23 protein-coding genes are annotated in these 24,248 nt (G+C 37.6%); all 23 read right to left on the bottom strand.

Annotated features, from left to right (window positions below):
• Window positions 1-45: 45 nt before the first annotated feature.
• Window positions 46-315, bottom strand: coding sequence for a 30S ribosomal protein S15 (gene rpsO, locus RBB48_RS04715; RefSeq protein ID WP_001229392.1), 270 nt, complete (start codon window positions 313-315; stop codon window positions 46-48).
• Between the two features lie 100 nt (window positions 316-415).
• Window positions 416-1,387 (bottom strand): bifunctional riboflavin kinase/FAD synthetase, encoded by a 972-nt coding sequence (gene ribF, locus RBB48_RS04710; protein WP_098856881.1) that lies wholly within the window; start codon window positions 1,385-1,387, stop codon window positions 416-418.
• A 43-nt stretch (window positions 1,388-1,430) separates the two neighbouring features.
• Window positions 1,431-2,354, bottom strand: a complete 924-nt coding sequence (gene truB / locus RBB48_RS04705; RefSeq protein WP_097906548.1) for a tRNA pseudouridine(55) synthase TruB — start codon at window positions 2,352-2,354, stop codon at window positions 1,431-1,433.
• A gap of 86 nt (window positions 2,355-2,440) precedes the next feature.
• Window positions 2,441-2,797: a 30S ribosome-binding factor RbfA gene (rbfA, locus tag RBB48_RS04700; protein WP_000776445.1), complete on the bottom strand. Its 357-nt coding sequence runs from the start codon at window positions 2,795-2,797 to the stop codon at window positions 2,441-2,443.
• 15 nt (window positions 2,798-2,812) lie between these two features.
• Window positions 2,813-3,094: a DUF503 domain-containing protein gene (locus RBB48_RS04695; protein ID WP_000582364.1), complete on the bottom strand. Its 282-nt coding sequence runs from the start codon at window positions 3,092-3,094 to the stop codon at window positions 2,813-2,815.
• On the bottom strand, window positions 3,091-5,151 hold the full coding sequence (gene infB, locus RBB48_RS04690) for a translation initiation factor IF-2 (protein ID WP_000036353.1): 2,061 nt from the start codon (window positions 5,149-5,151) through the stop codon (window positions 3,091-3,093). The genes RBB48_RS04695 and infB overlap by 4 nt, the downstream gene beginning before the upstream one ends.
• Before the next feature lie 4 nt (window positions 5,152-5,155).
• Window positions 5,156-5,467 (bottom strand): YlxQ family RNA-binding protein, encoded by a 312-nt coding sequence (locus RBB48_RS04685; RefSeq protein WP_001286521.1) that lies wholly within the window; start codon window positions 5,465-5,467, stop codon window positions 5,156-5,158.
• Window positions 5,468-5,740, bottom strand: a complete 273-nt coding sequence (gene rnpM / locus RBB48_RS04680) for an RNase P modulator RnpM (protein WP_000071127.1) — start codon at window positions 5,738-5,740, stop codon at window positions 5,468-5,470.
• An 11-nt stretch (window positions 5,741-5,751) separates the two neighbouring features.
• Window positions 5,752-6,858 (bottom strand): transcription termination factor NusA, encoded by a 1,107-nt coding sequence (nusA, locus tag RBB48_RS04675; protein ID WP_000102596.1) that lies wholly within the window; start codon window positions 6,856-6,858, stop codon window positions 5,752-5,754.
• Between the two features lie 17 nt (window positions 6,859-6,875).
• Window positions 6,876-7,346 carry a ribosome maturation factor RimP gene (gene rimP / locus RBB48_RS04670; protein ID WP_000359099.1) on the bottom strand — a complete coding sequence of 157 codons (471 nt, stop codon included), beginning with the start codon at window positions 7,344-7,346 and terminating at the stop codon, window positions 6,876-6,878.
• Between the two features lie 333 nt (window positions 7,347-7,679).
• Window positions 7,680-11,981 (bottom strand): PolC-type DNA polymerase III, encoded by a 4,302-nt coding sequence (locus RBB48_RS04665; protein ID WP_306007429.1) that lies wholly within the window; start codon window positions 11,979-11,981, stop codon window positions 7,680-7,682.
• Window positions 11,982-12,105: 124 nt separating this feature from the next.
• On the bottom strand, window positions 12,106-13,806 hold the full coding sequence (locus RBB48_RS04660; RefSeq protein WP_060488432.1) for a proline--tRNA ligase: 1,701 nt from the start codon (window positions 13,804-13,806) through the stop codon (window positions 12,106-12,108).
• A gap of 109 nt (window positions 13,807-13,915) precedes the next feature.
• The gene (gene rseP, locus RBB48_RS04655; RefSeq protein WP_060488431.1) at window positions 13,916-15,172 is read right to left on the bottom strand and encodes an RIP metalloprotease RseP; all 1,257 of its coding nucleotides are present in this window, start codon (window positions 15,170-15,172) and stop codon (window positions 13,916-13,918) included.
• A 16-nt stretch (window positions 15,173-15,188) separates the two neighbouring features.
• The gene (gene dxr / locus RBB48_RS04650; protein ID WP_000790363.1) at window positions 15,189-16,331 is read right to left on the bottom strand and encodes a 1-deoxy-D-xylulose-5-phosphate reductoisomerase; all 1,143 of its coding nucleotides are present in this window, start codon (window positions 16,329-16,331) and stop codon (window positions 15,189-15,191) included.
• Between the two features lie 23 nt (window positions 16,332-16,354).
• Complete coding sequence (cdsA, locus tag RBB48_RS04645) at window positions 16,355-17,146, bottom strand: phosphatidate cytidylyltransferase (protein WP_048545995.1); 792 nt, start codon at window positions 17,144-17,146, stop codon at window positions 16,355-16,357.
• A gap of 17 nt (window positions 17,147-17,163) precedes the next feature.
• The gene (uppS, locus tag RBB48_RS04640; RefSeq protein ID WP_000971311.1) at window positions 17,164-17,940 is read right to left on the bottom strand and encodes an undecaprenyl pyrophosphate synthase; all 777 of its coding nucleotides are present in this window, start codon (window positions 17,938-17,940) and stop codon (window positions 17,164-17,166) included.
• 85 nt (window positions 17,941-18,025) lie between these two features.
• A complete protein-coding gene (frr, locus tag RBB48_RS04635; protein WP_000531506.1) occupies window positions 18,026-18,583 on the bottom strand; it encodes a ribosome recycling factor in 558 nt (185 codons plus the stop codon).
• 2 nt (window positions 18,584-18,585) lie between these two features.
• A complete protein-coding gene (pyrH, locus tag RBB48_RS04630; RefSeq protein ID WP_000042666.1) occupies window positions 18,586-19,308 on the bottom strand; it encodes a UMP kinase in 723 nt (240 codons plus the stop codon).
• A gap of 66 nt (window positions 19,309-19,374) precedes the next feature.
• Window positions 19,375-20,262, bottom strand: coding sequence for a translation elongation factor Ts (gene tsf / locus RBB48_RS04625; protein ID WP_048545999.1), 888 nt, complete (start codon window positions 20,260-20,262; stop codon window positions 19,375-19,377).
• Between the two features lie 103 nt (window positions 20,263-20,365).
• Window positions 20,366-21,067, bottom strand: coding sequence for a 30S ribosomal protein S2 (rpsB, locus tag RBB48_RS04620; RefSeq protein WP_048546000.1), 702 nt, complete (start codon window positions 21,065-21,067; stop codon window positions 20,366-20,368).
• Window positions 21,068-21,417: 350 nt separating this feature from the next.
• Window positions 21,418-22,197 (bottom strand): GTP-sensing pleiotropic transcriptional regulator CodY, encoded by a 780-nt coding sequence (gene codY, locus RBB48_RS04615; RefSeq protein ID WP_000421290.1) that lies wholly within the window; start codon window positions 22,195-22,197, stop codon window positions 21,418-21,420.
• Window positions 22,198-22,274: 77 nt separating this feature from the next.
• Window positions 22,275-23,666, bottom strand: coding sequence for an ATP-dependent protease ATPase subunit HslU (hslU, locus tag RBB48_RS04610; protein WP_060488429.1), 1,392 nt, complete (start codon window positions 23,664-23,666; stop codon window positions 22,275-22,277).
• A 22-nt stretch (window positions 23,667-23,688) separates the two neighbouring features.
• The gene (gene hslV, locus RBB48_RS04605; RefSeq protein ID WP_000526271.1) at window positions 23,689-24,231 is read right to left on the bottom strand and encodes an ATP-dependent protease proteolytic subunit HslV; all 543 of its coding nucleotides are present in this window, start codon (window positions 24,229-24,231) and stop codon (window positions 23,689-23,691) included.
• Window positions 24,232-24,248: the final 17 nt, after the last annotated feature.

Genomic DNA, 24,248 nt, shown 5'->3' with positions numbered 1-24,248 from the left:
ATATTTTTACCTAACAAAAAAGCGGGAATATTCCCGCTTCTTTGACTATCGACGTAAGCCAAGCTTTGTGATTAATTCACGGTAACGTGTGATATCGCTATTACGAAGGTAAGTTAGTAAGTTACGACGTTTACCAACCATCTTTAATAGACCACGACGTGAATGATGATCTTTCTTGTGAGTACGTAAGTGCTCGTTTAGAGTGTTAATTTGCTCCGTTAGGACAGCAATTTGAACCTCTGGAGAACCAGTATCAGTCTCATGAGTTCTAAATTGTGCAATGATTTCATTTTTACGCTCTTGTGTTAAAGCCATCCTATTTCACCTCCTATTAATTAAACCCCCAATTACCTAGCAAGCGTCGGTGAGTCGCAATGCCAAGCAATGGTTGTCATAAAGTACATAACATAGAATACTACTTTTCATTTGAAAAAGCAAGTATATTCTTTTCGTTCGCAAAATATTCTTGTGCTATTTTCTTATCTTTTGCAATTTGTTCAACTAACTCATCGATGCCATTGAATTTCTTTTCTTCTCTTATACGCATATGCCACTCTACTGTAACATTTTGATCATATATGTCTTTGTTAAATTCAAATAAGTGCACTTCAATAGATAATTGACGCTCATCTTCTTTAAAAGTTGGTTTATATCCAATATTACATACACCATCGTACCATTCATCTTGAACTTTTAATCTCACTGCATAAACACCTACAGGTGGTAATAGATACTCATCACTTAAACCTATATTAGCTGTGGGAAAACCAATTTGACGTCCACGCTTATCACCGTGTACAACCGTTCCCCCTACTGTATATGCTCTACCTAAAATAGATGGAATTTGTTCCATTTCGCCATTTCGAATTAACTTTCGTAATGCTGTAGAACTTACTTTCTCTTCTTGAAATTCAACTTTTTCAATCACAGTCTGTGTAAACTCCCCTCTTGCATGAAATGGTAAAGTCTCCATCTTTCCTTTTCCTAAACGTCCATATGAATAATCAAACCCTGCTACTACATGCTTTACATTCAAACCAATAATATAATCATCTACAAATTGTTGTGGCAATAAGCCTGCAAACGATTCATCAAATTTAATAACATATAATATATCGATCCCTAAGTTTTCGACTATTTTTTCTTTATCACACATTGGTGTAATATACTCCGCATGCGCTTCCTTTTTTCCTAAAACAACAGATGGGTGCGGATAAAATGTCATAACTGCACTTTTATATCCTCGTTCATCAGCTATTTGTTTCGCAGTTCGAATCACACATTGATGTCCTAAATGAATGCCATCAAAAAATCCTAATGCCATTACAGTAGGTGGTAATTCTAATTTATTTTGTTCATGTGGATGAGTTAAATGAATAAGTTTCACGCTTGAATTCACCTTTTTCTGTAATAATCCTTCCAATAATTCATTATAGCTTTAGTTCTTGATTATTCACAAGTACTTTCATCGGCTTTAGCATACCAGGGTGTTTTTGATGGTGCTCATAAATTGCAAGGCAACGATTATTTGTATCAAACACTGTTATAAATGGCGCCGTTATTTGCAATTCATTTTTTAAGAACATACCATTCTTTATTTTCTCTGCTTGCTTTTCATCTACAACCATTTTCGGAAACTTACTTAATGCTTCATCAATTGAAATGAAGATAGACTCTACTGTTCCATTTTGCACGTTTTCTTCAATTTCTTCAAATGATATGCAATCTTCTAATAAAAACTCACCAGAAGCTGTTCTTACAAGGTGAGACATATGTGATGGGAAACCAAGTTTTTCACCAATCATTACTGCTAACGTTCTTACATATGTCCCTTTACTACACGTTACACGGAAACGGAATGAAATATTTTCTCCCTCAAACACTTCACGGTCATCTAGTAATACAAATTCATGAATTGTAATTGTACGAACTGGACGTTCAACTTCTTGTCCTGCTCTTGCATATTCATATAATTTTTTTCCGTTAACTTTTACAGCTGAAAACATCGGAGGCATTTGTTCAATCGTACCTGTTAATGCAGCAAGAGCCCCTTCTACTTCCTTACGAGTAATAACACGATCTACATTTTTCCTTTCAACAACTTCACCAGAAGCATCTTCAGTTGTCGTTGAAAATCCAAGTGTTACTTCACCTTCATATGTTTTCGTCTCACTTGTTAAAAATTGTGCAATCTTCGTTGCTCGTCCTACACAAATAGGTAATACTCCTGTTACATCTGGATCTAATGTTCCTGTATGACCAATTCGTTTCTCACGCAATATCTTTCTTAATTTAAATACACAATCATGTGATGTCATGCCTTTTGGCTTATGTAATAATACTACACCTTCCATATATGTTCACCTCATCATAATTCTTTCATAGTAATTATCCAAAATTAATTTTGCATTGAAAAAATGGATAGACAAATGTCTATCCATTATTCTTCACGTTTACCGTCTTTATTAATTTGATGTAAAAGTGTATCAATTCGATGACCATATCCGATAGACTCATCAAACTCAAAGGAAATTTCCGGTGTTTTACGAAGACGAATACGCTGGCCAATTTCTGAACGAATGAAACCTTTTGCCTTCGCTAAACCTTTTAATGTACTTTCTTTCTGTTCCTCATCACCTAAAACAGAAATATATACTGTAGCAATTTGTAAATCTCCACTCACTTGTACATCTGTTACTGTAACAAATCCAACACGTGGATCTTTAATTTTACGACTGATGATGTCGCCTAATTCTTTTTTCATTTGCTCGCCTACACGGTTTGCACGTAATTTCATAACTCTTCACCTCATTCAATACCATTCCAATTGTGTTATTGTACGTTCAATTTCAGGAAATGAATCGATGTACTCGAGTACACGATTCATTTCTTTTTCACAAATAACACGATTAGAGGATACAGAAACAATTGCAATTTCTGTACGTTGCCATACATCTTGATGCCCTACTTCTGAAACAGCTACATTATAACGCTGCTTCACACGAGTTAGCACCCGTTGCAAAATTGCTCGTTTCTCTTTTAAAGAATGCACATCGTAAATCATACACTCGAATGAGAGTGAAGCGATAATCATCGCTTCACTTCTTCCATAATGTACGCTTCAATGATGTCCCCTTCTTTAAGATCATTATATCTCTCAATTGTAATACCACACTCATAGTTTTGTGCAACTTCTTTTACGTCATCTTTGAAACGTTTTAACGTATCAAGTTGTCCTTCGAAAATTACTACGCCATCACGGATAATACGCACGCCACTATCACGTGTAATTTTACCGTCAATTACGTAACAACCTGCGATTGTTCCAACTTTTGTTACTTTGAATGTTTGGCGTACTTCCGCTTGACCGATTACTTTTTCTTCGAATTCTGGATCCAGCATACCTTGCATTGCTGATTCGATTTCTTCGATTACTTTATAGATAATACGGTGTAAACGAACATCAACATTCTCTAATTCAGCTGTACGCTTCGCATTCACATCAGGGCGTACGTTAAATCCAATTACAATTGCATTAGATGCAGAAGCTAAAATAACATCAGATTCTGTAATCGCACCTACGCCTGTATGGATAATTTTAACTTTAACACCTTCAACATCAATTTTACGAAGTGACGCTGCCATTGCTTCTACAGAACCTTGTACGTCTGCTTTCACAATTAAGTTAATTTCTTTTACATCGCCTTCTTGGATTTGTTGGAATAAATCTTCAAGGCTTAATTTAGATTTTTCACCACGCTGAGCAAGTAACGCTTCTTGTGCACGTGATTCACCGATTTGACGAGCTTTCTTCTCATCAGCGAATGCCATGAAACGATCTCCCGCTTGTGGTACTTCGTTTAAACCTGTAATTTCAACAGGAGTTGATGGACCAGCAACTTTTACACGACGACCAATATCACTTACCATTGCACGAACACGTCCGAATGAAGTACCAACAACGATTGGATCTCCAACTCGAAGTGTACCGTTTTGAACAAGTAATGTCGCGATAGTTCCTTTACCTTTATCAAGCTGTGCTTCGATTACAGTACCAGTTGCATAGCGGTTTGGATTTGCTTTATATTCTTCTACTTCACTTACAAGAAGAATCATTTCTAATAAGTTGTCAATTCCTTCACCTTGAATTGCAGAAATTGGTACGAAAATTGTATCTCCGCCCCAAGCTTCTGGAACTAATTCATATTCTGTTAATTCTTGCATTACACGATCAGGATTTGCCGCTGGTTTATCCATTTTATTCACAGCTACAATAATTGGTACTCCAGCTGCTTTCGCATGGCTAATTGCTTCAACTGTTTGTGGCATAACACCGTCATCAGCTGCAACAACAAGGATTGTAATATCCGTTACTTGCGCACCACGAGCACGCATCGTTGTAAATGCCGCGTGACCAGGCGTATCTAAGAATGTAATCTTCTTGTCATTTACTTCAACTTGGTATGCACCAATATGCTGAGTAATTCCACCTGCTTCGCCTGCAGTTACTTTTGAATTACGGATAGAGTCAAGTAAAGTTGTTTTACCATGGTCAACGTGCCCCATAATTGTAACTACAGCTGGACGCTCTTTTAAGTTCTCTTCATCATCTTGCTCATCGATGAATGTTTCAAATTCAGTTTCACTTACAACTACTTCTTCTTCTACTTCAATACCATAATCAGTAGCAATTAACTCAATTGTATCTTTATCTAAGTCTTGGTTAATTGTTGCCATAATTCCAAGCATAAAGAGCTTCTTAATAATTTCAGATGGCTCTTTGCTTAATTTTTTAGCAAGCTCACCTACTGTAAGACTTCCAGAGAAAGTAACTTTATCTGGTGTTTCTACAGTTTGTGTTTGTTGTCTTCCAGCAAAGTTATCTTGACGTTTGTCTTCATTTCCTTTGCCTTTTTTCTTTTTCTTATTGCTGTTCTTTTTACTACGAACAACTTTTTCTTCTACTTCAAACTCATCTGCAACAGAAGGTTTTTCAGTTTGATACGCATTATCTAATTTATTTACTACTTCATCTTCTAACATTGTCATATGATTCGAAACCTCGATATTCATTTCTTTTAGTTTTGTCATAAGATCTTTACTTGAGATATTATGTTGTTTTGCATATTCATGCACTCGAATTTTACTCATACCTTCACCCCCGGTAATTTGTATCGAGCATGCTACGCAGCTTTTTCGCAAAGCCCTCATCTAACACAGCTACAACGACTCGCTCGTCTCTCCCAATCGCATGCCCTAATTGTTGTCGATTTTCGACCTTTCTCATTGGTACGTTGTAATACGTCGCTTTATCCGTGATACGTTTTGTAGTATTTGCTGACGCATCTTCAGATAGCAATACAAGTTTTGCTTTGCCACTTCGTACTTCTTTTAAAACAAGTTCTTCACCCGAAATAATTTTCCGAGCCCGGTTTGCTAGTCCTAAAAACGATTTCCAATCGGACACTTATTTCGACTCCTTCTCAACAAGCTCAAGAAGCTCTTCGTATAGAGAACCGTCGATTTTCGCTTTTAGATGATGTTCCAAAACATTTTTCTTTTGGGCTTGAAGAATACTTTCTTTATCTTTTGATAAATAAGCACCTCGTCCTGATTTCTTTCCAGTTAAATCAATGGACACTTCTCCCTCTTTGGAACGAACAATGCGAACGAGCTCTCGTTTTGATTTCATTTCTTGCGTTGCAACACATTTTCGTAACGGAACTTTTCGATTGCTCATACTCATCACCTCTATTCGATTTCGTCTTCAACTGAATCGAATCCGAATGCGATTACGCTATCTTCTTCTGTTACAATACCAAGTTGTTTCGCATCAGACTCACTCTTAATATCAATTTTCCAACCTGTTAATTTAGCTGCAAGACGTGCATTTTGTCCACGCTTACCAATAGCTAATGACAGTTGGTGGTCTGGAACAACAACTGTTGTTGCTTTTTCTTCTTCATCTACAAGCACTTTAACAACTTGTGATGGGCTTAAAGCATTTGCAACATATTCTACTGGATCATTTGACCAGCGAACGATGTCAATCTTTTCGCCTTTTAGTTCGTCTACAATGCGTTGTACACGTTGTCCTTTCGGTCCTACACAAGAACCTACTGGATCAACATCAATGTTCTCTGCATGTACAGAAATTTTAGAGCGATCGCCTGCTTCGCGTGCTACAGAACGAATTTCAACAGTTCCATCATAAATTTCAGGAACTTCCATTTCGAATAAACGTTTTAAAAGACCAGGATGTGTACGTGATACGTAAATTTGTGGTCCTTTCGTTGTTTTTTCTACTTTCGTAATGAATACGCGAATACGATCATGTGGTTTGTACTGTTCGTTTGGCATTTGCTCACTTACAGGTAGTAAAGCTTCTACTTTCCCTAAGCTTACATAGATGAAACGAGCATCTTGACGTTGTACGATACCCACCATGATATCTTCTTCACGGTCACTAAACTCAGAGTAAATAACACCACGCTCTGCTTCGCGCACTCGTTGTGTTACAACCTGTTTTGCAGTTTGTGCTGCAATACGACCGAAATCTTTTGGTGTTACTTCAATCTCTAGTACGTCACCATCTTGATAGTTTGGATTAATTTGTCTTGCTTCTTCAACAGAAATTTCAAGACGTGGATCAAACACATTATCAACAACGTCTTTACGTGCTAAAACTTGAATTGTTCCCACTTCTGGGTTAAAGCTCACACGAACGTTTTGTGCTTGGTTAAAATTGCGTTTATAAGCAGAGATTAACGCTGCTTCAATCGCATCAATAATAATATCTTTGCTAATTCCTTTTTCTGACTCTAATACGAGCAAGGCATCTAACAACTCAGTGCTCATGAAGATCCCCCTTCTAACTAAAACGTAACAGCAAGTCGCGCATTTGCAACTTTATCCATTGAAATTTGGATTTCTTTTTTACGTGTTTTAATTGTTAATAATAATGTAATTGTAGTACCATCGTAGGAAAGTAGCTTTCCTTCAAACATTTTTTCACCATCAATCGGCTCATATGTTTTAATTGCCACTTGTTTTCCTACCGCTTGCTGGAAGTCTTTCTCTTTCTTTAATGGGCGTTCCGCTCCAGGAGATGATACATCCAAAAAGTAAAGATGAGGAATTGGATCCTCTTTATCTAAAGCTTCGCTTAAACGTTCACTTACCGCACCGCATTCTTCAATGTCGACTCCCTTTTCAGAATCGATGAATACGCGTAAGAACCAGTCTTGTCCTTCTTGCACATACTCTACATCTACAAGTTCAAGATTTAACTCTTCAACGATTGGCTGCGCAAATGCTTCTACAACTTCTGTGACTTTCTTATCCATAAACAGCCTCCTTCCTGCCGCCATGTACCATTTACAAGAAAAGACCCCGTCCATAAAAACGGTCCATCTTATTCTTTCTCGTTAGCTAACAAAAGCCCCTGCCGTTAAGCAGGGAATATCTGTCTTAGTATTACCAAATTTAAGAAGTAAAACTTGTAACAAAATATGTATATACGACAGAAATTTCTTACCTCTCCACATCAATAAAACGTAGATAGTAACACGAAAGAGTGGGTTTCCCCACTCTTTTTTTTACACAATATACATGACATGGTTATCTCGGTTAATAGTATACCATAGCAAATGTTGATTTGCAAAGAATTTTCCTACCTATTAGAACAGTGATAACTGGTTTTGATCAGGTAGATCGCCTAAGCAACCTTGACTATCTAAATACTCAATAATTGTTTTCGAAACCTTACTGCGCTGCTGTAAATCTTCTTTTGATAAGAAATCTCCATTTTTGCGTGCTTCTACAATACTTAAAGCTGCATTTGTACCAAGTCCAGGCACTGCATTAAATGGAGGAATTAAAGTATCCCCATCAATAATAAATTCTGTTGCATGCGAACGGTATAAATCAACCTTTTGGAATGAGTATCCACGCTCACACATTTCAAGTGTCATTTCTAGTACTGTTAATAAACTTTTCTCTTTCGGCGCTGCATCCAAACCTTTTTGCGCAATTTCATCAATTCTTACACGTATAGATGCTGAACCTTTCGCCATCGCCTCTACATCAAAGTCATCTGCACGAACTGTAAAGTATGCCGCATAGAATAGAAGCGCGAAATGTACTTTAAAGTATGCAATACGTACAGCCATAAGTACGTAAGCAGCCGCATGGGCTTTAGGGAACATGTACTTTATTTTCTTACATGAATCAATATACCAACCTGGTACATTATTACTTTTCATGTCATCTTCCCATTCTTCCGGTACACCTTTACCTTTACGAACTGACTCCATGATTTTGAAGGCTAATGATGGGTCTAAACCTTGATAGATTAAATATACCATGATGTCATCACGACAACCGATAACTTCACTCAGCGTACATGTACCGTTATAAATTAACTCGTTTGCATTACCAAGCCATACGTCTGTACCATGCGATAGTCCAGAGATTTGGACTAACTCAGAGAATGTCGTAGGTTTCGTCTCTTCTAACATCTGCCTTACGAATTTCGTACCAAACTCTGGTATACCAAGTGTACCTGTTTTACAGTTAATTTGTTCTTCCGTTACCCCTAACGATTCCGGGCCTGAGAAAATTTTCATTACTTCCGGATCGTCTGTTGGGATTGTTTTCGGATCAATACCACTTAAATCTTGTAACATACGAATAACAGTAGGATCATCGTGTCCTAGTATATCAAGTTTCAATAAATTATCATGAATGGAGTGGAAATCAAAGTGTGTCGTTCTCCACTCAGCCCCTATTGAATCTGCCGGAAACTGAATTGGTGAGAAATCAAAGATATCCATGTAATCTGGCACAACGATAATACCACCTGGATGCTGTCCGGTTGTACGTTTTACGCCCGTACATCCTGCTACTAAGCGGTCAATCTCTGCATTTCGAATCGTTAAATTATGATCATTTGCATAACCTTTTACATATCCATAAGCCGTTTTTTCCGCAACTGTACCTATTGTACCCGCACGGTATACATAATCTTCACCGAACAGTACTTTCGTATAGTTATGGGCACGTGGTTGGTATTCCCCGGAGAAGTTCAGATCGATATCGGGTACCTTATCTCCTTTAAATCCAAGGAACGTTTCGAACGGAATATCATGTCCATCTTTCACGTATGGAACATTACATGCAGGACATTCTTTATCCGGCAAGTCAAAACCAGAACCTACAGAACCATCATTAAAGAATTCTGATTGCTTACACTTCGGACATACATAGTGTGGTGGTAATGGGTTTACTTCTGTAATTTCCATCATCGTTGCAACGAATGATGAACCTACCGATCCACGCGAACCTACTAAATATCCGTCTACTAACGATTTTTTCACAAGCTTATGTGAAATTAAATAAATTACGGCAAATCCATGCCCAATAATACTTTTTAATTCTTTTTCTAAACGCGCTTCTACAATTTCAGGTAACTCTTCACCATAAATGCTACGCGCCATTTTATAACTCATATCACGCGTCTCATCATCTGCACCTTCAATTTTCGGTGTATATAGATCATCTTTCACTGGATGAACATCACCAATTAATGATGCAATCTTTTGTGTATTCGTTACAACAATTTCTTTCGCTACGTCTTCACCTAAGAATGAAAAACACTCTAACATTTCATCCGTTGTACGGAAATGTACAGGTGGTAATGAATGTCGGTTTAACGGATTGGCTCCGCCCTGCGAACTGACTAAAATCTTGCGATACATTGCATCCTCTGGATCTATATAATGCACGTTTCCTGTAGCAACAACTGGTTTATCTAACGTCTCACCTAGTTTTACTAAGTTAGAAATAATTGTTTTTAATTGTCCCTCATCTCGAACAAGTTCACGCTCTACTAAATGACGTAACACCTCTGGAGGCATTACTTCAATGTAATCATAGAACTGCGCAATTTCTTCTACCTCTTCAGGAGCTTTTTGCATCATCGCCTCAAACACTTCACCTTTATCACAAGCCGTTCCTACTAAAATTCCTTCACGATATTTTTTTAATAGTGACCTTGGTACTCGTGGTACACGGTAAAAGTAATTTAGGTGAGAATAGGAAACAAGTTTATATAAATTTTTCAACCCTACATCTGATGTCGCAAGTAACGTCATATGACTTGGACGTCCACGCTTATACGCATCCCCTTGCCCCATGCTATCATTTAATTGATCGTGATATTCAAATCCCTTTTCAATCACATCTTTTAACATTTTCACAAGTAAGTACCCTGTTGCTTCTGTATCATAAATCGCACGGTGATGTTGCGTTAATTCAATATCAAGCTTTTTACACATCGTATTTAATCGATGGTTTTTCATTTCCGGGAATAAGAATCTTGCAAGTTCTAACGTATCAATAACAGGATTATTCGTTTTTTCTAGTCCAGCCTTTTTAAAACCTACGTTAATAAAGCCCATATCAAAACTTGCGTTATGAGCAACAAGTGTATGGTCGCCCATCCATTCTTCAAACTTTTTAAACACTTCGTCCACTTCTGGTGCATCCGTTAACATATCATCTGTAATACCTGTTAATTCAATAATCGTCGCAGATAATGGTTGATGTGGATTTGCGAAAGATTCAAAGCGGTCAATAATTTCGCCACCTTTTACTTTTACAGCCGCTAACTCGATAACAGTATCATATACAGCTGATAAACCTGTCGTCTCAACGTCGAAAACAACATAAGTTTCCTCTGCAAGTAAACGATGCGCTTCGTTATATGCAATCGGTACACCATCATTAACTAAATTCGCCTCTACACCATATATAACTTTAACCCCAGCCTTTTTACCCGCAGAATATGCCTCTGGGAAAGACTGCGCAACAGCATGGTCTGTAACAGCGATTGCCTCATGTCCCCATTTACCTGCTTGGGCAACAAGTCTAGAAACAGGAGTAACAGCGTCCATTTGGCTCATCGGTGTGTGAAGATGCAGCTCTACACGTTTTTCACCTTCTGGCGCTTTATCTTTACGAGACGGTCCTGTTATTTCATTTATATCATTTGCAATCATTACTAAATCTCGAACGAATGTATCATTTTGAACAGAACCACGCGCTTTCACCCACATTCCTTTTTTCAAGGATTGCAGCATTGGAATATCTTCTTTGTCACGCGAGAACATTTTGATCATAATTGAATCCGTATAGTCTGTTATTTTTAAAGTTAATAACGTACGGCCACTACGTAGCTCTTTCGTTTCTACATGGAAGACATACCCTTGAACTGTTTTTCTTCTTTCTTCATCTTGAATTTCTCGCATCGGTGTAATCTCTTCATCCGGCTTAATAAGATATCCGAGTACAACCGGTCCTTCATGCACAACGCTACTTTCTTCAGCTTGCTTCTTTGCCATCTCTTCCATAGCTTGTATAACACGTTCACGATCTTCTTGCTGCGTTTGCTCACGAAACTTTTGCATTTCTTCTGTATTTTGCTGTATATGTGTGTCTAACTGAAAACGCGGGAATCCAAAAGTTTCGTATTGATCCCCTACTGGTTTCGCAACGTTTTTCTTTAAAGCAGTAGATTCCAGCTCATTATTCACATTTATTAGCAACTTCACTCCATTCACCTGCGGAAGCTGCTTTTTTAAGTAAGCAAACATAGGTGAAAATGTAATTCGTTCCGTACAAAGTGGCCAATACGCCCTCACTTCTTCTTCTGTAAATTGTTTATTCTCTGTTTCTAATGCAAATGTTGTTCTTGCAGTATGAGAAAATGATTGCTTAAGCTTTGTTTCTAGCAATTCATATAATTCTGTAGGCAAAATTCGTGGCACTTGTAAATCAAAATGCCAACTTTTATTCGTTTTATCAATAACGAGCCTTTCAATGCCACCACCTTGTAAATATTGATTTATAAGGTCGTCTGGTATTTGCAACTGCTGGAGCAAAATTTGAAATCGCTCTTGTTGTTCATTTGTTAAAGACATAAGCACTCTCCTTCCATTTGCTATTATAAATTGAAACGTACTACAAAGAAAGATTTCTCCCTTCTTCTTTTACAAAATACGTTTACAAAGAAAGAGAAGGTACCTCATTACGAGGTACCTCTTCTTATTTTAAAATATTTGCAATATATGTTTGAAGTTCTTCTACTTTCACTTCTTCAGACTCGCCTGTAGCACGTACTTTCACTTCTACAATACCTTCGTCTGCTTTTTTACCAACTGTCACGCGAACTGGAAGGCCGAATAAATCTGCATCTGCAAATTTAACACCTGCACGTTCTGCACGATCATCTAGTAATACTTCGTACCCTTGCTCTTGTAATGAGTTGTAGATGTTTTCACCCATTTCACGTTGCGCATCAGATTTCATATTTACTGGAATTACATGCACATGGAACGGTGCAACAGCTTTTGGCCAAACTAAACCGTTCTCATCATTAAACTGCTCTGCGATTGCTGCCACTGTACGAGATACACCGATACCGTAACAACCCATAATAAGTGGTTGTGTTTTTCCGTTTTCATCTAGGAATGTTGCGTTCATTGCTTCACTATAACGAGTTCCTAATTTGAATACATGGCCAACTTCAATTCCGCGTGCGAAAAGAATTGTTCCATTTCCATCTGGAGACTGGTCTCCTTCTTGAATAAAGCGTAAATCTGTATATTGACTTACTTTAAAGTCACGTTCTGGATTTACATTTACATAATGGAACCCTTCTTCGTTCGCTCCTGAACATCCGTTAACAATTGATGCTACAGCATGGTCTGCGATAATTTCGATATCACCTGTTACACCAATCGGTCCTAAAGAACCAACTTCACAGTTTAATAACTCTTTCACTTCTTCATGAGAAGCAAGCTCAACAACTGAAGCGCCGTATACATTTTTCACTTTTACATCGTTTACTTCATGATCACCACGAACAAGTACAACTACTAATTTCTCATCTACTTTAAATACCATAGACTTAATGCACTTGTCAGCTTCAATGTTTAAGAATGCAGATACTTCTTCAATTGCTTTTTGATCTGATGTTGCTACTTTTTCAAGTGCCTTTTCTGCTTCATCACTCTTCGTATACGTAGCTACCACAGGAGCCATTTCGATGTTTGCTGCATAATTAGATGTATCAGAGTATGCAATTGTATCTTCACCAACTTCAGATAATACCATAAATTCATGCGTATCTTTTCCGCCCATTGCTCCAGAGTCAGCAATAACTGCACGGAAATTCAAGCCACAACGAGCAAAAATGTTAGAGTATGCTTTGTATAAGCGATCGTATACTTCATCTAAACTCTCTTGTGTAGCATGGAAAGAGTATGCATCTTTCATTAGAAACTCTCTTCCACGTAATAAACCGAAACGAGGTCTTTGTTCATCACGGAATTTCGTTTGAATTTGGTACAATGTTAACGGTAATTTTTTATATGATTTCACTTCATCACGTACAAGATCCGTAATTACTTCTTCATGTGTCGCTCCTAATGCGAATTCACGAGCGTTACGATCTTTCATACGCATTAATTCAGATCCGTAAGAATACCAACGGCCTGATTCTTGCCATAATTCTGCAGCTTGCATCGCTGGCATTAATAATTCTACAGCTCCTGCGCGCTCCATTTCTTCTCGAACGATACGTTCTACTTTGTGTAGTACTTTTAATCCAAATGGTAGAAAACTATAAATACCAGAAGCATTTTGACGCATAAAACCTGCACGAAGTAATAACTGATGACTCTTAATCTCCGCATCAGCTGGAACTTCACGTAATGTAGGACTGAATACCATACTTTGTTTCATTTATTCGCACCTCTTCATTTTACTCTTACACGCAGTAAAACCCCTCACCTCGAGTTAGGTGAGGGATTTTATTCTACGAGCTCTATTTCATTATAAGTTTCACTTTATTTTACAAGAAAAACTTACGAATGTCATTCCAAGTTACAACTAACATAAGTAACATTAATAATGCAAAACCAATAAAGTGAACCATTCCTTCTTTTTGGCGGTCAATTGGTTTCCCTCGTAACGCTTCAATTAAGAAGAAGAACAAACGTCCACCGTCTAAAGCAGGGACTGGTAGTAAATTAAATAAACCAAGGTTAATACTTAAAACTGCTGCTAAACTTAATACACGCGTAAATCCATAATCTACGACTTGATCTGTTAGATTATAAATTCCTACTGGACCTGACAACTCATTAATAGAGAATTGACCAGTTACTAATTTCACAAGTGAATCAAAAATTAGTTTTGTCCATTGGTATGTTTGTTCAAATCCTGATTTAATAGAACCCATTACTGTTTTCTCTACTGGAGAGTAAACACCAATTCTACCTACTTCGTCTTTTCCTTCTTTATCGAGTGTTGGCGTTACTTTTACATTAAACTGTTCATTATCACGCTTTACTTGTAACGTAATTTCTTTATTTGGGTTTCCACGTACAATGGTAACAACATCTTTCCATGTACTTGTGTTTTTCCCATCGATTGCTTGAATTGTATCATTTTCTTTTAATCCGGCTTGCTCGGCTGCACTATTCTCCATTACTTTTCCGACCATTGGCTTGTCAACAGGAACACCTTGTACAAATCCAAGAATCACAAAAATAACAAATGCTAAAATGAAGTTCATTGCAGGACCTGCAAAGATTGTTAAGGCACGTTGACCCAATTTCTTGGAGCCGAATTGCCTATTATACGGAGCAATTTGTATTTCTTCACCAGCAGTAATAATACGAGCCTTTTCATTCACTCGGAATGTTTGAAGCTCTTCCTCGTACTCTTCATAGCCCGAAATTGTTAAATTATGCTCTAAATCAGCTTGTTCGACTTCAATGACACGAACATTTGGATACTTTTCATATCCATCAAAAACTAATTTCGCAACTTCGTCTTTTTCATTTAATACAAGGCCAACCTTTTTTCCAGGCTTTAACTCAACTGTGTCTGCATCCTCGCCAGCCATTCTTACATAGCCACCAAGGGGCAGTAATCGAATCGTATACACCGTTTCATTCTTTTCAAATGAGAATATTTTCGGACCAAAACCAATCGCAAACTCACGGCATAAAATACCTGCTCTTTTTGCGAAATATAGATGCCCTAGCTCATGGAAAAATACGAGTGCACCGAAAATTAATATAAAGGCAATCGCTGTATTCAATTCCATACCACCTTTGCTAAATTTGTTCCATCACAAACCGTCTTGTGGTTGCATCAATTTCCAGAATTTCCTCTAAGCTCGGACGTGCAATGACATTGTGATGGTTCATTGCTTTTTCAATGAGGTCTTCCACTGTTAAGAAACCAATTCTCTTTTGTAAAAACGCTTCAACAGCTACTTCATTCGCTGCATTCATTACAGCTGGCATACTTCCACCTGTTTTTCCAGCTTCATACGCAAAACGCAAACAACGGAAACGTTCTTGGTTCATTTTCTCAAAATGCAATGTTCCCATTTCCCATAAATTTAACTGCTTTGTGTCTGAAAGAGGTAATCGATCAGGATATGTAAGTGCGTATTGAATTGGTACTCGCATATCAGGTGAACCAAGCTGTGCCATCACACTACGATCTTCAAATTCAACCATAGAATGAATAATACTTTCTTTATGTAAAACAACATCGATTTGCTCATAAGGGATACCAAAAAGCCAATGTGCTTCAATTACTTCTAGCCCCTTATTCATCATTGTAGCAGAATCAATTGTAATTTTCGAACCCATTGACCAGTTTGGATGTCGAAGCGCATCTTCTACGGTCACATGATGCAATTCATCTCTCGTTTTATCACGGAAACTTCCACCAGAAGCCGTAATAATTAGTCGAGAAATTCTTTTTTCATTTTCACCATTCAAGCATTGAAAAATAGCTGAATGTTCACTGTCTACTGGAAGTAACGAAACATTATGTTTTCGTGCTGCTTCCATTACAAGATGCCCTGCGGTTACTAACGTTTCTTTGTTTGCAATTCCGATTGTTTTTTTCGCCTCAATTGCACGAAGTGTTGGTAACAACCCTACGCTACCTACAACAGCATTTACTACAATCTCTGCATCTGGATGTAATGCTACTTCTAAAAGCCCTTCACTACCATATACAATTTTTGTATTACCAGAGACAGCTTGTAATTTTAAAACATCTTCCTCTCTTTGCACAGAGACAATTTGCGGAGAAAATTCTTGAATTACCTTTACTGCGTAGTCAATATTTTTCCCTACAGAAAAAGCAACGAGACGGAATTGGTCTGGGTGCGAGCGTAATACATCTAAAGTTTGTGTACCAATTGATCCGCTTGCACCTAATAAACTAATGTTTTTCATGACTCCAACCCCTCGTTCATTTATTAATTGTATTGTAATAAGAAGTAGAGAATTGGTAAAACAAATAACCAACTATCTGTTCGATCTAATATACCACCATGTCCAGGTAAAATTGTACCTGAATCTTTTACGCCATAATGACGTTTAAATGCAGATTGTACTAAATCACCAATTTGTCCAAAAATAGAAATGATAATTGTCAACACAATTAAAATCCCTACATTAGCCTCAACTGGGAAGAACATATTGTAAACAAGTGCCACAACAATCCCACAAACGATGCCGCCTAATGAACCTTCAATCGTTTTATTCGGACTAATTTCTGGCCATAATTTTCTTTTTCCTAATGCTTTCCCTACGAAATATGCGCCTGAATCGGTAGCCCATATAACAAATAATGCGCAAAACACATATTTAATTCCTAAAATTCTCGTTTCATTCAAATATAAGAATCCCATTGCAACATATGTTGTTGCCATTAGTAAAAAGGAAGCATGGTCAAAAGTAAATGTATTCTTAGAAAGGACTGTATATGATAAAAGTAATAAAACAATCACAAATGTGATTTCTAATTTACCTAATCCAATCCAAGTAAACAGTTCTGATGCACTGCTTGGAATTAAAATAACCCATAATAATACTGCAGCTAAAACTGTTGGTATTGAAATAAGCGTAAGCTTATTCATACGAATTAATTCATATAAACCTATAGAAGCAAGTGCATACACTAAAACCGTAAAAGGCACGCCACCGTAAATTACGATGGGAATGAATAGCGCGGCAGCAACCACTCCAGTAATAATTCTCTGTTTCACTACCAAACCCTCTCTTTCTACACGCCTCCGAATCTGCGCCCTCTATGTTGAAAGTCTGTAATCGCATTTAGCAAATGTTCCTCGGTAAAATCTGGCCAATACACATCTGTAAACCAAAACTCCGAATATGCAATTTGCCATAACATGAAATTACTAATACGTAGCTCTCCGCTCGTACGAATTAACAACTCTGGATCAGGTAAAGAACTCGTCATTAAGTAGGAAGAAAGCATTTCTTCACTTACATCTTCAACACGAATTTTTCCTTCCTCACTATCTTTCACCATATGTTGCACAGCAGAAACGATCTCATCTCGACTTCCATAGTTTAACGCGAAATTAAGAATTAATCCCGTATTCTCTTTCGTATCTTCCATGGCCTTTTCCATCGCTCTGCGTGTATGCGTAGGAAGACGATCTTGTTGTCCTATCACTCGGACTTGTACGTTCTCTTCAATCAATTCTGGTAAAAATGTACCTAGAAATTCTTCTGGAAGCCTCATTAAATAGTCAACTTCCTTTTTCGGTCTTTTCCAGTTCTCAGTTGAAAAAGCATAAAGAGTTAACACTTTCACATTAAGTTTGCTTGCAAATTTTGTGATTTTCTTTACAACTTGCATGCCTTCATGATGTCCCGCAATACGAGGCATCGCTCTCCTCTTTGCCCATCTTCCATTACCATCCATAATGATGGCAATATGTTCTGGGATGTATCCTTTTTTCACTTTTTCAACGAGATGATCAAACGATGCGACCTTTTTACTTTTAAAAAAAGGAAAGTTTTTAAACATCATTCATACCCTCCAGCAAGCAGACGTATGCCTAAAAGTGTAAAAAGACCCCCTTAAGAAGAGGGTCATATTTGCGAAGGTATCGCTATTACACTTCCATGATTTCTTTTTCTTTGTTTTTTGCGATTTCGTCAACTTTTGCAATATATTTATCTGTTTCTTTTTGGATATCTTCAGTATATCCTCTTAAATCATCTTCTGTAATATCGCCAGCTTTTTCAAGCTTCTTAAGATCATCGTTACTGTCACGACGTACGTTACGAACAGCAACTTTTGCTTCTTCAGCATATTTTTTCACAACTTTTACAAGATCGCGACGACGCTCTTCTGTTAATGCAGGGAATGCAATACGAATTACAGTTCCATCATTAGAAGGATTTAAGCCTAAATCTGCTTTTAAGATTGCTTTTTCAATATCACCGATAGAAGTTTTATCATAAGGTTGAATTACAAGTAAACGTGCTTCTGGAACTGTAATGTTCGCTAATTGCACAACAGGTGTTGGTGCACCATAGTAATCAACTTGTACCTTATCTAATACAGACGAGCTTGCACGACCTGCGCGAACTGTTGCCAATTCACGAGAGTAAGCAGCAACTGCTTTTTCCATTTTTTCATTTGAAGACTTCAATACTTGTTGTCCCATATTTATTTCCCCCTTACAACTGTTCCGATATTTTCGCCTAAAACGGCACGTTTAATGTTACCTTTTTCCATAACCGAGAATACAATTAATGGAATATCATTGTCCATACATAAAGAAGAAGCTGTTGAATCCATTACACCTAAACCTTCTTTTAATACATCTAAGTAAGTAAGTGTTTCGTATTTCGTAGCTGTTGGGTCAAGAGATGGATCTGCATTATATACGCCATCTACATTGTTTTTCGCCATTAAGATAACGTCTGCTTCGATTTCCGCTGCACGTAGTGCTGCCGTTGTATCTGTAGAGAAATATGGGTTACCTGTACCTGCTGCAAAGATCACAACACGTTTTTTCTCTAGATGACGAATTGCTTTACGACGAATGTAAGGCTCTGCTACTTGACGCATTTCGATTGAAGTTTGAACACGAGTTTGAATTCCAATGTTCTCTAGGCTATCTTGAAGAGCTAATGAGTTCATAACTGTTGCTAACATACCCATGTAATCTGCTCCAGCACGATCCATTCCCATTTCACTTCCGATTTTTCCACGCCAAATGTTTCCGCCACCAACAACAACAGCAACCTCTACATCAAGTTCTGCAATTTCTTTCACTTGTTCCGCAACTGATTTAATAACAGACGGGTTAATTCCAAATCCTTGTTCGCCAGCTAACGCTTCTCCGCTTAGCTTTAATACGACACGATTATATTTCGGTTTACTCATAATGAACCTCCAATTGCTTACATCTTTATTTTAAAAAAGGGAACACAATGTGTTCCCTAATCTTTATTAGTTGCTACCTTTTACTTGGTTCATTACTTCTTCAGCAAAGTTGTCTTCGCGTTTTTCGATACCTTCACCAACAGCGTAGCGAACGAATCCTTTTAATGTTCCGCCTTTAGACTCAACGAACTGGCGAACTTTCATATCAGGGTTTTTAACGAATGCTTGGTCAAGTAAGCAAATTTCTTCGAAGAATTTGCCTAGACGGCCTTCAACCATTTTTGCAACGATTTTTTCAGGCTTGCCTTCGTTTAAAGCTTGTTGTGTCAATACTTGACGCTCATGCTCAACTTCTTCAGCTGTTACAGCATCGCGGTCGATGTATTTAGGGTTAACTGCTGCGATGTGCATTGCTACATCTTTAGCAGCAGCTTCGTCAGTAGAACCTTCAAGAACTGTTAATACACCAATACGTCCACCCATGTGTAGGTAAGCGCCGAATGCATCAGCATCAGTTTTTGATACGATTTCGAAACGACGAAGTGTAAGTTTTTCACCAATTTTAGCGATTGCTTCGTTGATGTGCTCTTCTACTGTTTTGCCGCCTTCGATTGTTTGAGCCATAGCTTCTTCAATGTTAGCTGGTTTGTTAGTTAATAAGTGTGCAGCTAATTCTTTAATTAATGCTTGGAAACCTTCGTTTTTCGCAACGAAATCAGTTTCAGAGTTTAATTCTAAGATTAAACCTTCGTTACCGTTTGTTTCGATGAAAGTTAAGCCTTCAGCAGCGATGCGGTCTGCTTTTTTAGCAGCTTTTGCAATACCTTTTTCACGTAAGAAGTCAATTGCTTTCTCCATGTCGCCATTAGTCTCAGTTAAAGCTTTTTTGCAGTCCATCATACCTGCGCCTGTTTTTTCACGAAGTTCTTTTACCATTTGTGCAGTGATTGCCATATTTTTCATCCTCCTAAAATATGTATTTATACCTTTTATAAAGGTGTTTATACCTTAAAAAAGGTGATAAAAGGCCGAACCCCTTATCACCTTTCCAAATTTGTTACGCAGTAACAGTTTCTTCACCTTGTTTTGCTTCAAGGATCGCGTCTGCCATTTTAGATGTAAGAAGTTTTACAGCACGAATTGCATCATCGTTTGCTGGGATAACGTGATCGATTTCGTCTGGATCACAGTTTGTATCAACGATACCGATGATTGGAATGTGTAATTTGCGTGCTTCAGCAACTGCAATACGCTCTTTACGAGGGTCTACTATGAATAATGCACTTGGAAGACCTTTCATATCTTTAATACCGCCTAAGAATTTCTCAAGACGCTCTAACTCTTTTTTAAGTTGAACAACTTCTTTCTTAGGAAGTACTTCGAAAGTACCATCTTCTTGCATTCTTTCGATGTCTTTAAGACGCTTGATACGCTTTTGGATTGTTTGGAAGTTTGTTAAAGTTCCACCTAACCAACGTTGGTTAACGAAGTACATACCAGCACGAGTTGCTTCTTCTTTAATAGCTTCTTGTGCTTGTTTTTTAGTACCTACGAATAAAATGTCTCCACCTTCAGCAGCGATGTCGCGCATCGTTCTGTAAGCTTCCTCAACTTTTTTCACAGTTTTTTGTAAGTCGATGATGTAGATACCGTTACGCTCTGTGAAAATGTAACGCTTCATTTTTGGGTTCCAACGACGAGTTTGATGTCCGAAATGAACACCAGCTTCAAGCAATTGCTTCATAGAAATTACTGACATAATATAGTTCCTCCTAAATGGTTTTTGATATCCTCCGTTTACTTCATCTCTAAGCGAAACTACAAACGTAGCACCAACACTTAAATCAGCAAACGTGTGTACTTTGTACTGACACCACTGCTTACTATATCATACTGAAATATTACAATCAAGTCGAAAATGCGAACAATGTAAAACTTTCTTTGTTCACACTCGAATTCTAGTATTACCAACCTGCATTTCTTTTAAGCAAAAAAGTGAAATTCAACTCATAGCTTTTCCAAAGAACACGATTATGACGCTTTTTACAGACACCATTAATCTTTTACACACAAAAAACTCTCCTCAAAAAACGAGGAGAGTTTTATAAATTAGTTTGTTTTTAATTTAGCAAGTTCCTGTAGAAACTTGTCGTTTAGCACTTTAATGTATGTTCCTTTCATACCTAAAGAGCGAGACTCAATAACACCAGCACTTTCTAATTTACGTAGTGCATTTACGATTACAGAGCGAGTAATTCCTACGCGATCAGCAATTTTACTTGCAACAAGTAAACCTTCTGTTCCATTTAATTCTTCGAAGATATGCTCGATTGCTTCTAACTCACTGTAAGATAATGAGCTAATCGCCATTTGAACAACAGCTTTACTACGTGCTTCCTCTTCGATTTCTTCTGCTTTTTCACGTAAGATTTCCATACCTACTACAGTTGAACTGTATTCAGCAAGGATTAAATCATCGTCTAAGAACTCTTGACCAAGACGAGCTAACACTAATGTGCCTAGACGCTCACCACCACCAACGATTGGTACGATTGTAGTTAAACCTTGACCGAATAATTCTCTATTTTCTACTGGGAATGCTGTGTAAGCACTGTTTACATCTAAGTTTGAAGATGTTTCTGTAATGTTGAATAAGCTTTGCGTGTACTCTTCCGGGAATTGACGCTCTGCAAGCATTTGTTTCATACGCTCATTCTCAATTTGTTGGTGAATTGCATAACCTAGTAATTTACCACGACGACTTACTACGAATACGTTCGCTTCAATTACTTCACACATTGTGTCAGACATTTCTCTAAAGTTTACAGGCTTTCCTGCTGCGCTCTGTAATAACGCATTTAATTTTCTTGTTTTTGCTAATAATTCCATTTCAAAAGTTCCTCCTACATGTTACTTACATATTTTTTCATCACTTGGAAACTAGGGCGAGTCACCTGATGACACTATTACAAAATAAACTGGCTCACATCTTTATTTTTAGCAATCGTTGCTAATTTCTCCTCAACGTATTGAGGTGTTATCGTTATTTTCTCTAACGTAATTTCAGATGCTTCAAACGATAAATCTTCAAGGAGTTTCTCCATAATCGTATGAAGTCTTCTTGCTCCAATATTATCTGTATCCTGATTAACTTGATAAGCAATCTCAGCAATCTTACGAATAGCTTCGTCTGAAAATTCAATTTCTATACCTTCAGTCGCTAATAAAGCCATATATTGTTTAATTAACGCATTGTCAGGCTCGATTAATATTTTAACAAAATCATCTGTCGATAATTTTGTTAATTCTACTCGAATCGGAAATCTCCCTTGCAGTTCCGGAATTAAATCCGACGGTTTAGACATATGAAACGCTCCAGCTGCAACGAATAAAATATAATCCGTTTTTACTGATCCGTATTTTGTCGCAACATTCGATCCTTCTACAATTGGTAAAATGTCACGTTGCACACCTTCACGTGATACATCTACGCTATTCGACTGCTTACCAGCAATTTTGTCAATTTCATCGATAAAAATAATCCCGAGCTGTTCAGCACGATAAACAGCCTCTTGTGTAACTTCATCCATATCAATTAAGCGCTGTGCTTCCTCATTTGTCAAGAGTTTTCTTGCTTCTTTCACAGAAAGTTTACGTTTTTTTGTTTTTTTCGGCATAAAACTTCCTAATGCATCCTGGAAATTCATTCCCATTTGTTCCATACCAGTTCCTTGTAACATATCGAACATGGAAGACTGTTGCTCAGTCACTTCAATCGATACAATTTCATCTTCAAGAAGTCCTGCAGCAAGCTTTCTTTCCACATCTTGACGTTTCTTTTCGATTTCACCATCTTCCTGTGCATCAGATGTTTGATTCGAATTTTGAGCACCGCCAAATAGCATTTCTAATGGGTTTTTAAATCCAGATTGTTTCTCCGGACTCGGCACTAAAATTTCAACAAGACGTTGGTTCGCTTGTTCTTCTGCTTTGTCTTGTACTTTAATTACCATTTCTTCTTTCACGATACGAACTGACGTTTCCACAAGGTCACGTACCATCGATTCTACATCTCTACCTACATATCCAACTTCTGTAAACTTGGTAGCTTCAACCTTAATAAAAGGTGCTCCAACGAGTTTCGCCATTCGTCGTGCTACCTCTGTTTTACCAACACCTGTCGGTCCAATCATTAAAATATTTTTAGGCGCAATTTCATCACGTAGATTTTCAGCTAATTTACTTCGACGATATCGATTTCTTAAAGCTACAGCAACCGCTTTCTTCGCATCTTTTTGACCGATAATGTATTGATCTAATTTTTCCACAATTTGACGCGGAGTAAAATGTAAATGCATATAAAATGCCTCCCTTACGATTCTACAATTCTTCCACAATTATATTGTGGTTTGTATAAACACAAATATCGCCAGCAATGTCTAAACTCGCTTTCGCAATTTGCTTCGCTGTTAAATGTTCACTTGCATATTGCTTTAAAGCACGACCTGCAGAAAGCGCATAATTCCCACCAGATCCAATCGCTAAAATCCCATCATCTGGTTCAATCACTTCTCCTGTACCTGAAACAAGAAGCATAGTTGTTTTATCCATGACAATGAGCATCGCTTCTAGCTGACGTAACATTTTGTCGCCACGCCATTGTTTTGCCATCTCAACTGCAGCACGCTGCAAGTTCCCATTGTACTCTTCTAATTTCCCTTCAAACATTTCAAAAAGAGTAAATGCGTCAGCAACGGAACCTGCAAAGCCAGCTAAAACTTTCCCTTGGAAAAGTTTACGGACTTTACGAGCTGTATGTTTCATTACAACTGCATTTCCCATTGTCACCTGACCATCTCCAGCCATTGCACATTCTCCATTATGATGAACTGCAAATATCGTTGTAGCGTGGAAATTTCCCATAGAAAAAACTCCTTTAT

The sequence above is a fragment of the Bacillus sp. MMSF_3353 genome, assembly GCF_030733445.1.
Classification (GTDB): domain Bacteria; phylum Bacillota; class Bacilli; order Bacillales; family Bacillaceae_G; genus Bacillus_A; species Bacillus_A wiedmannii.
The sequence above is the reverse complement of the archived record's forward strand: the minus strand, read 5'-3'. Positions and strand labels throughout refer to the sequence as shown.

Coding starts and splice junctions, on each gene's coding strand:
- rpsO (WP_001229392.1), bottom strand. CDS start 315: ATGGCTTTAACACAAGAGCGTAAAAATGAAATCATTGCACAATTTAGA.
- truB (WP_097906548.1), bottom strand. CDS start 2,354: ATGGAAGGTGTAGTATTATTACATAAGCCAAAAGGCATGACATCACAT.
- rbfA (WP_000776445.1), bottom strand. CDS start 2,797: ATGAAATTACGTGCAAACCGTGTAGGCGAGCAAATGAAAAAAGAATTA.
- RBB48_RS04695 (WP_000582364.1), bottom strand. CDS start 3,094: ATGATTATCGCTTCACTCTCATTCGAGTGTATGATTTACGATGTGCAT.
- infB (WP_000036353.1), bottom strand. CDS start 5,151: ATGAGTAAAATTCGAGTGCATGAATATGCAAAACAACATAATATCTCA.
- rnpM (WP_000071127.1), bottom strand. CDS start 5,740: ATGAGCAATCGAAAAGTTCCGTTACGAAAATGTGTTGCAACGCAAGAA.
- nusA (WP_000102596.1), bottom strand. CDS start 6,858: ATGAGCACTGAGTTGTTAGATGCCTTGCTCGTATTAGAGTCAGAAAAA.
- rimP (WP_000359099.1), bottom strand. CDS start 7,346: ATGGATAAGAAAGTCACAGAAGTTGTAGAAGCATTTGCGCAGCCAATC.
- RBB48_RS04665 (WP_306007429.1), bottom strand. CDS start 11,981: ATGTCTTTAACAAATGAACAACAAGAGCGATTTCAAATTTTGCTCCAG.
- RBB48_RS04660 (WP_060488432.1), bottom strand. CDS start 13,806: ATGAAACAAAGTATGGTATTCAGTCCTACATTACGTGAAGTTCCAGCT.
- dxr (WP_000790363.1), bottom strand. CDS start 16,331: ATGAAAAACATTAGTTTATTAGGTGCAAGCGGATCAATTGGTACACAA.
- uppS (WP_000971311.1), bottom strand. CDS start 17,940: ATGATGTTTAAAAACTTTCCTTTTTTTAAAAGTAAAAAGGTCGCATCG.
- frr (WP_000531506.1), bottom strand. CDS start 18,583: ATGGGACAACAAGTATTGAAGTCTTCAAATGAAAAAATGGAAAAAGCA.
- pyrH (WP_000042666.1), bottom strand. CDS start 19,308: ATGAGTAAACCGAAATATAATCGTGTCGTATTAAAGCTAAGCGGAGAA.
- tsf (WP_048545999.1), bottom strand. CDS start 20,262: ATGGCAATCACTGCACAAATGGTAAAAGAACTTCGTGAAAAAACAGGC.
- rpsB (WP_048546000.1), bottom strand. CDS start 21,067: ATGTCAGTAATTTCTATGAAGCAATTGCTTGAAGCTGGTGTTCATTTC.
- codY (WP_000421290.1), bottom strand. CDS start 22,197: ATGGAATTATTAGCAAAAACAAGAAAATTAAATGCGTTATTACAGAGC.
- hslU (WP_060488429.1), bottom strand. CDS start 23,666: ATGCATTTACATTTTACTCCGCGTCAAATTGTGGAAAAATTAGATCAA.
- hslV (WP_000526271.1), bottom strand. CDS start 24,231: ATGGGAAATTTCCACGCTACAACGATATTTGCAGTTCATCATAATGGA.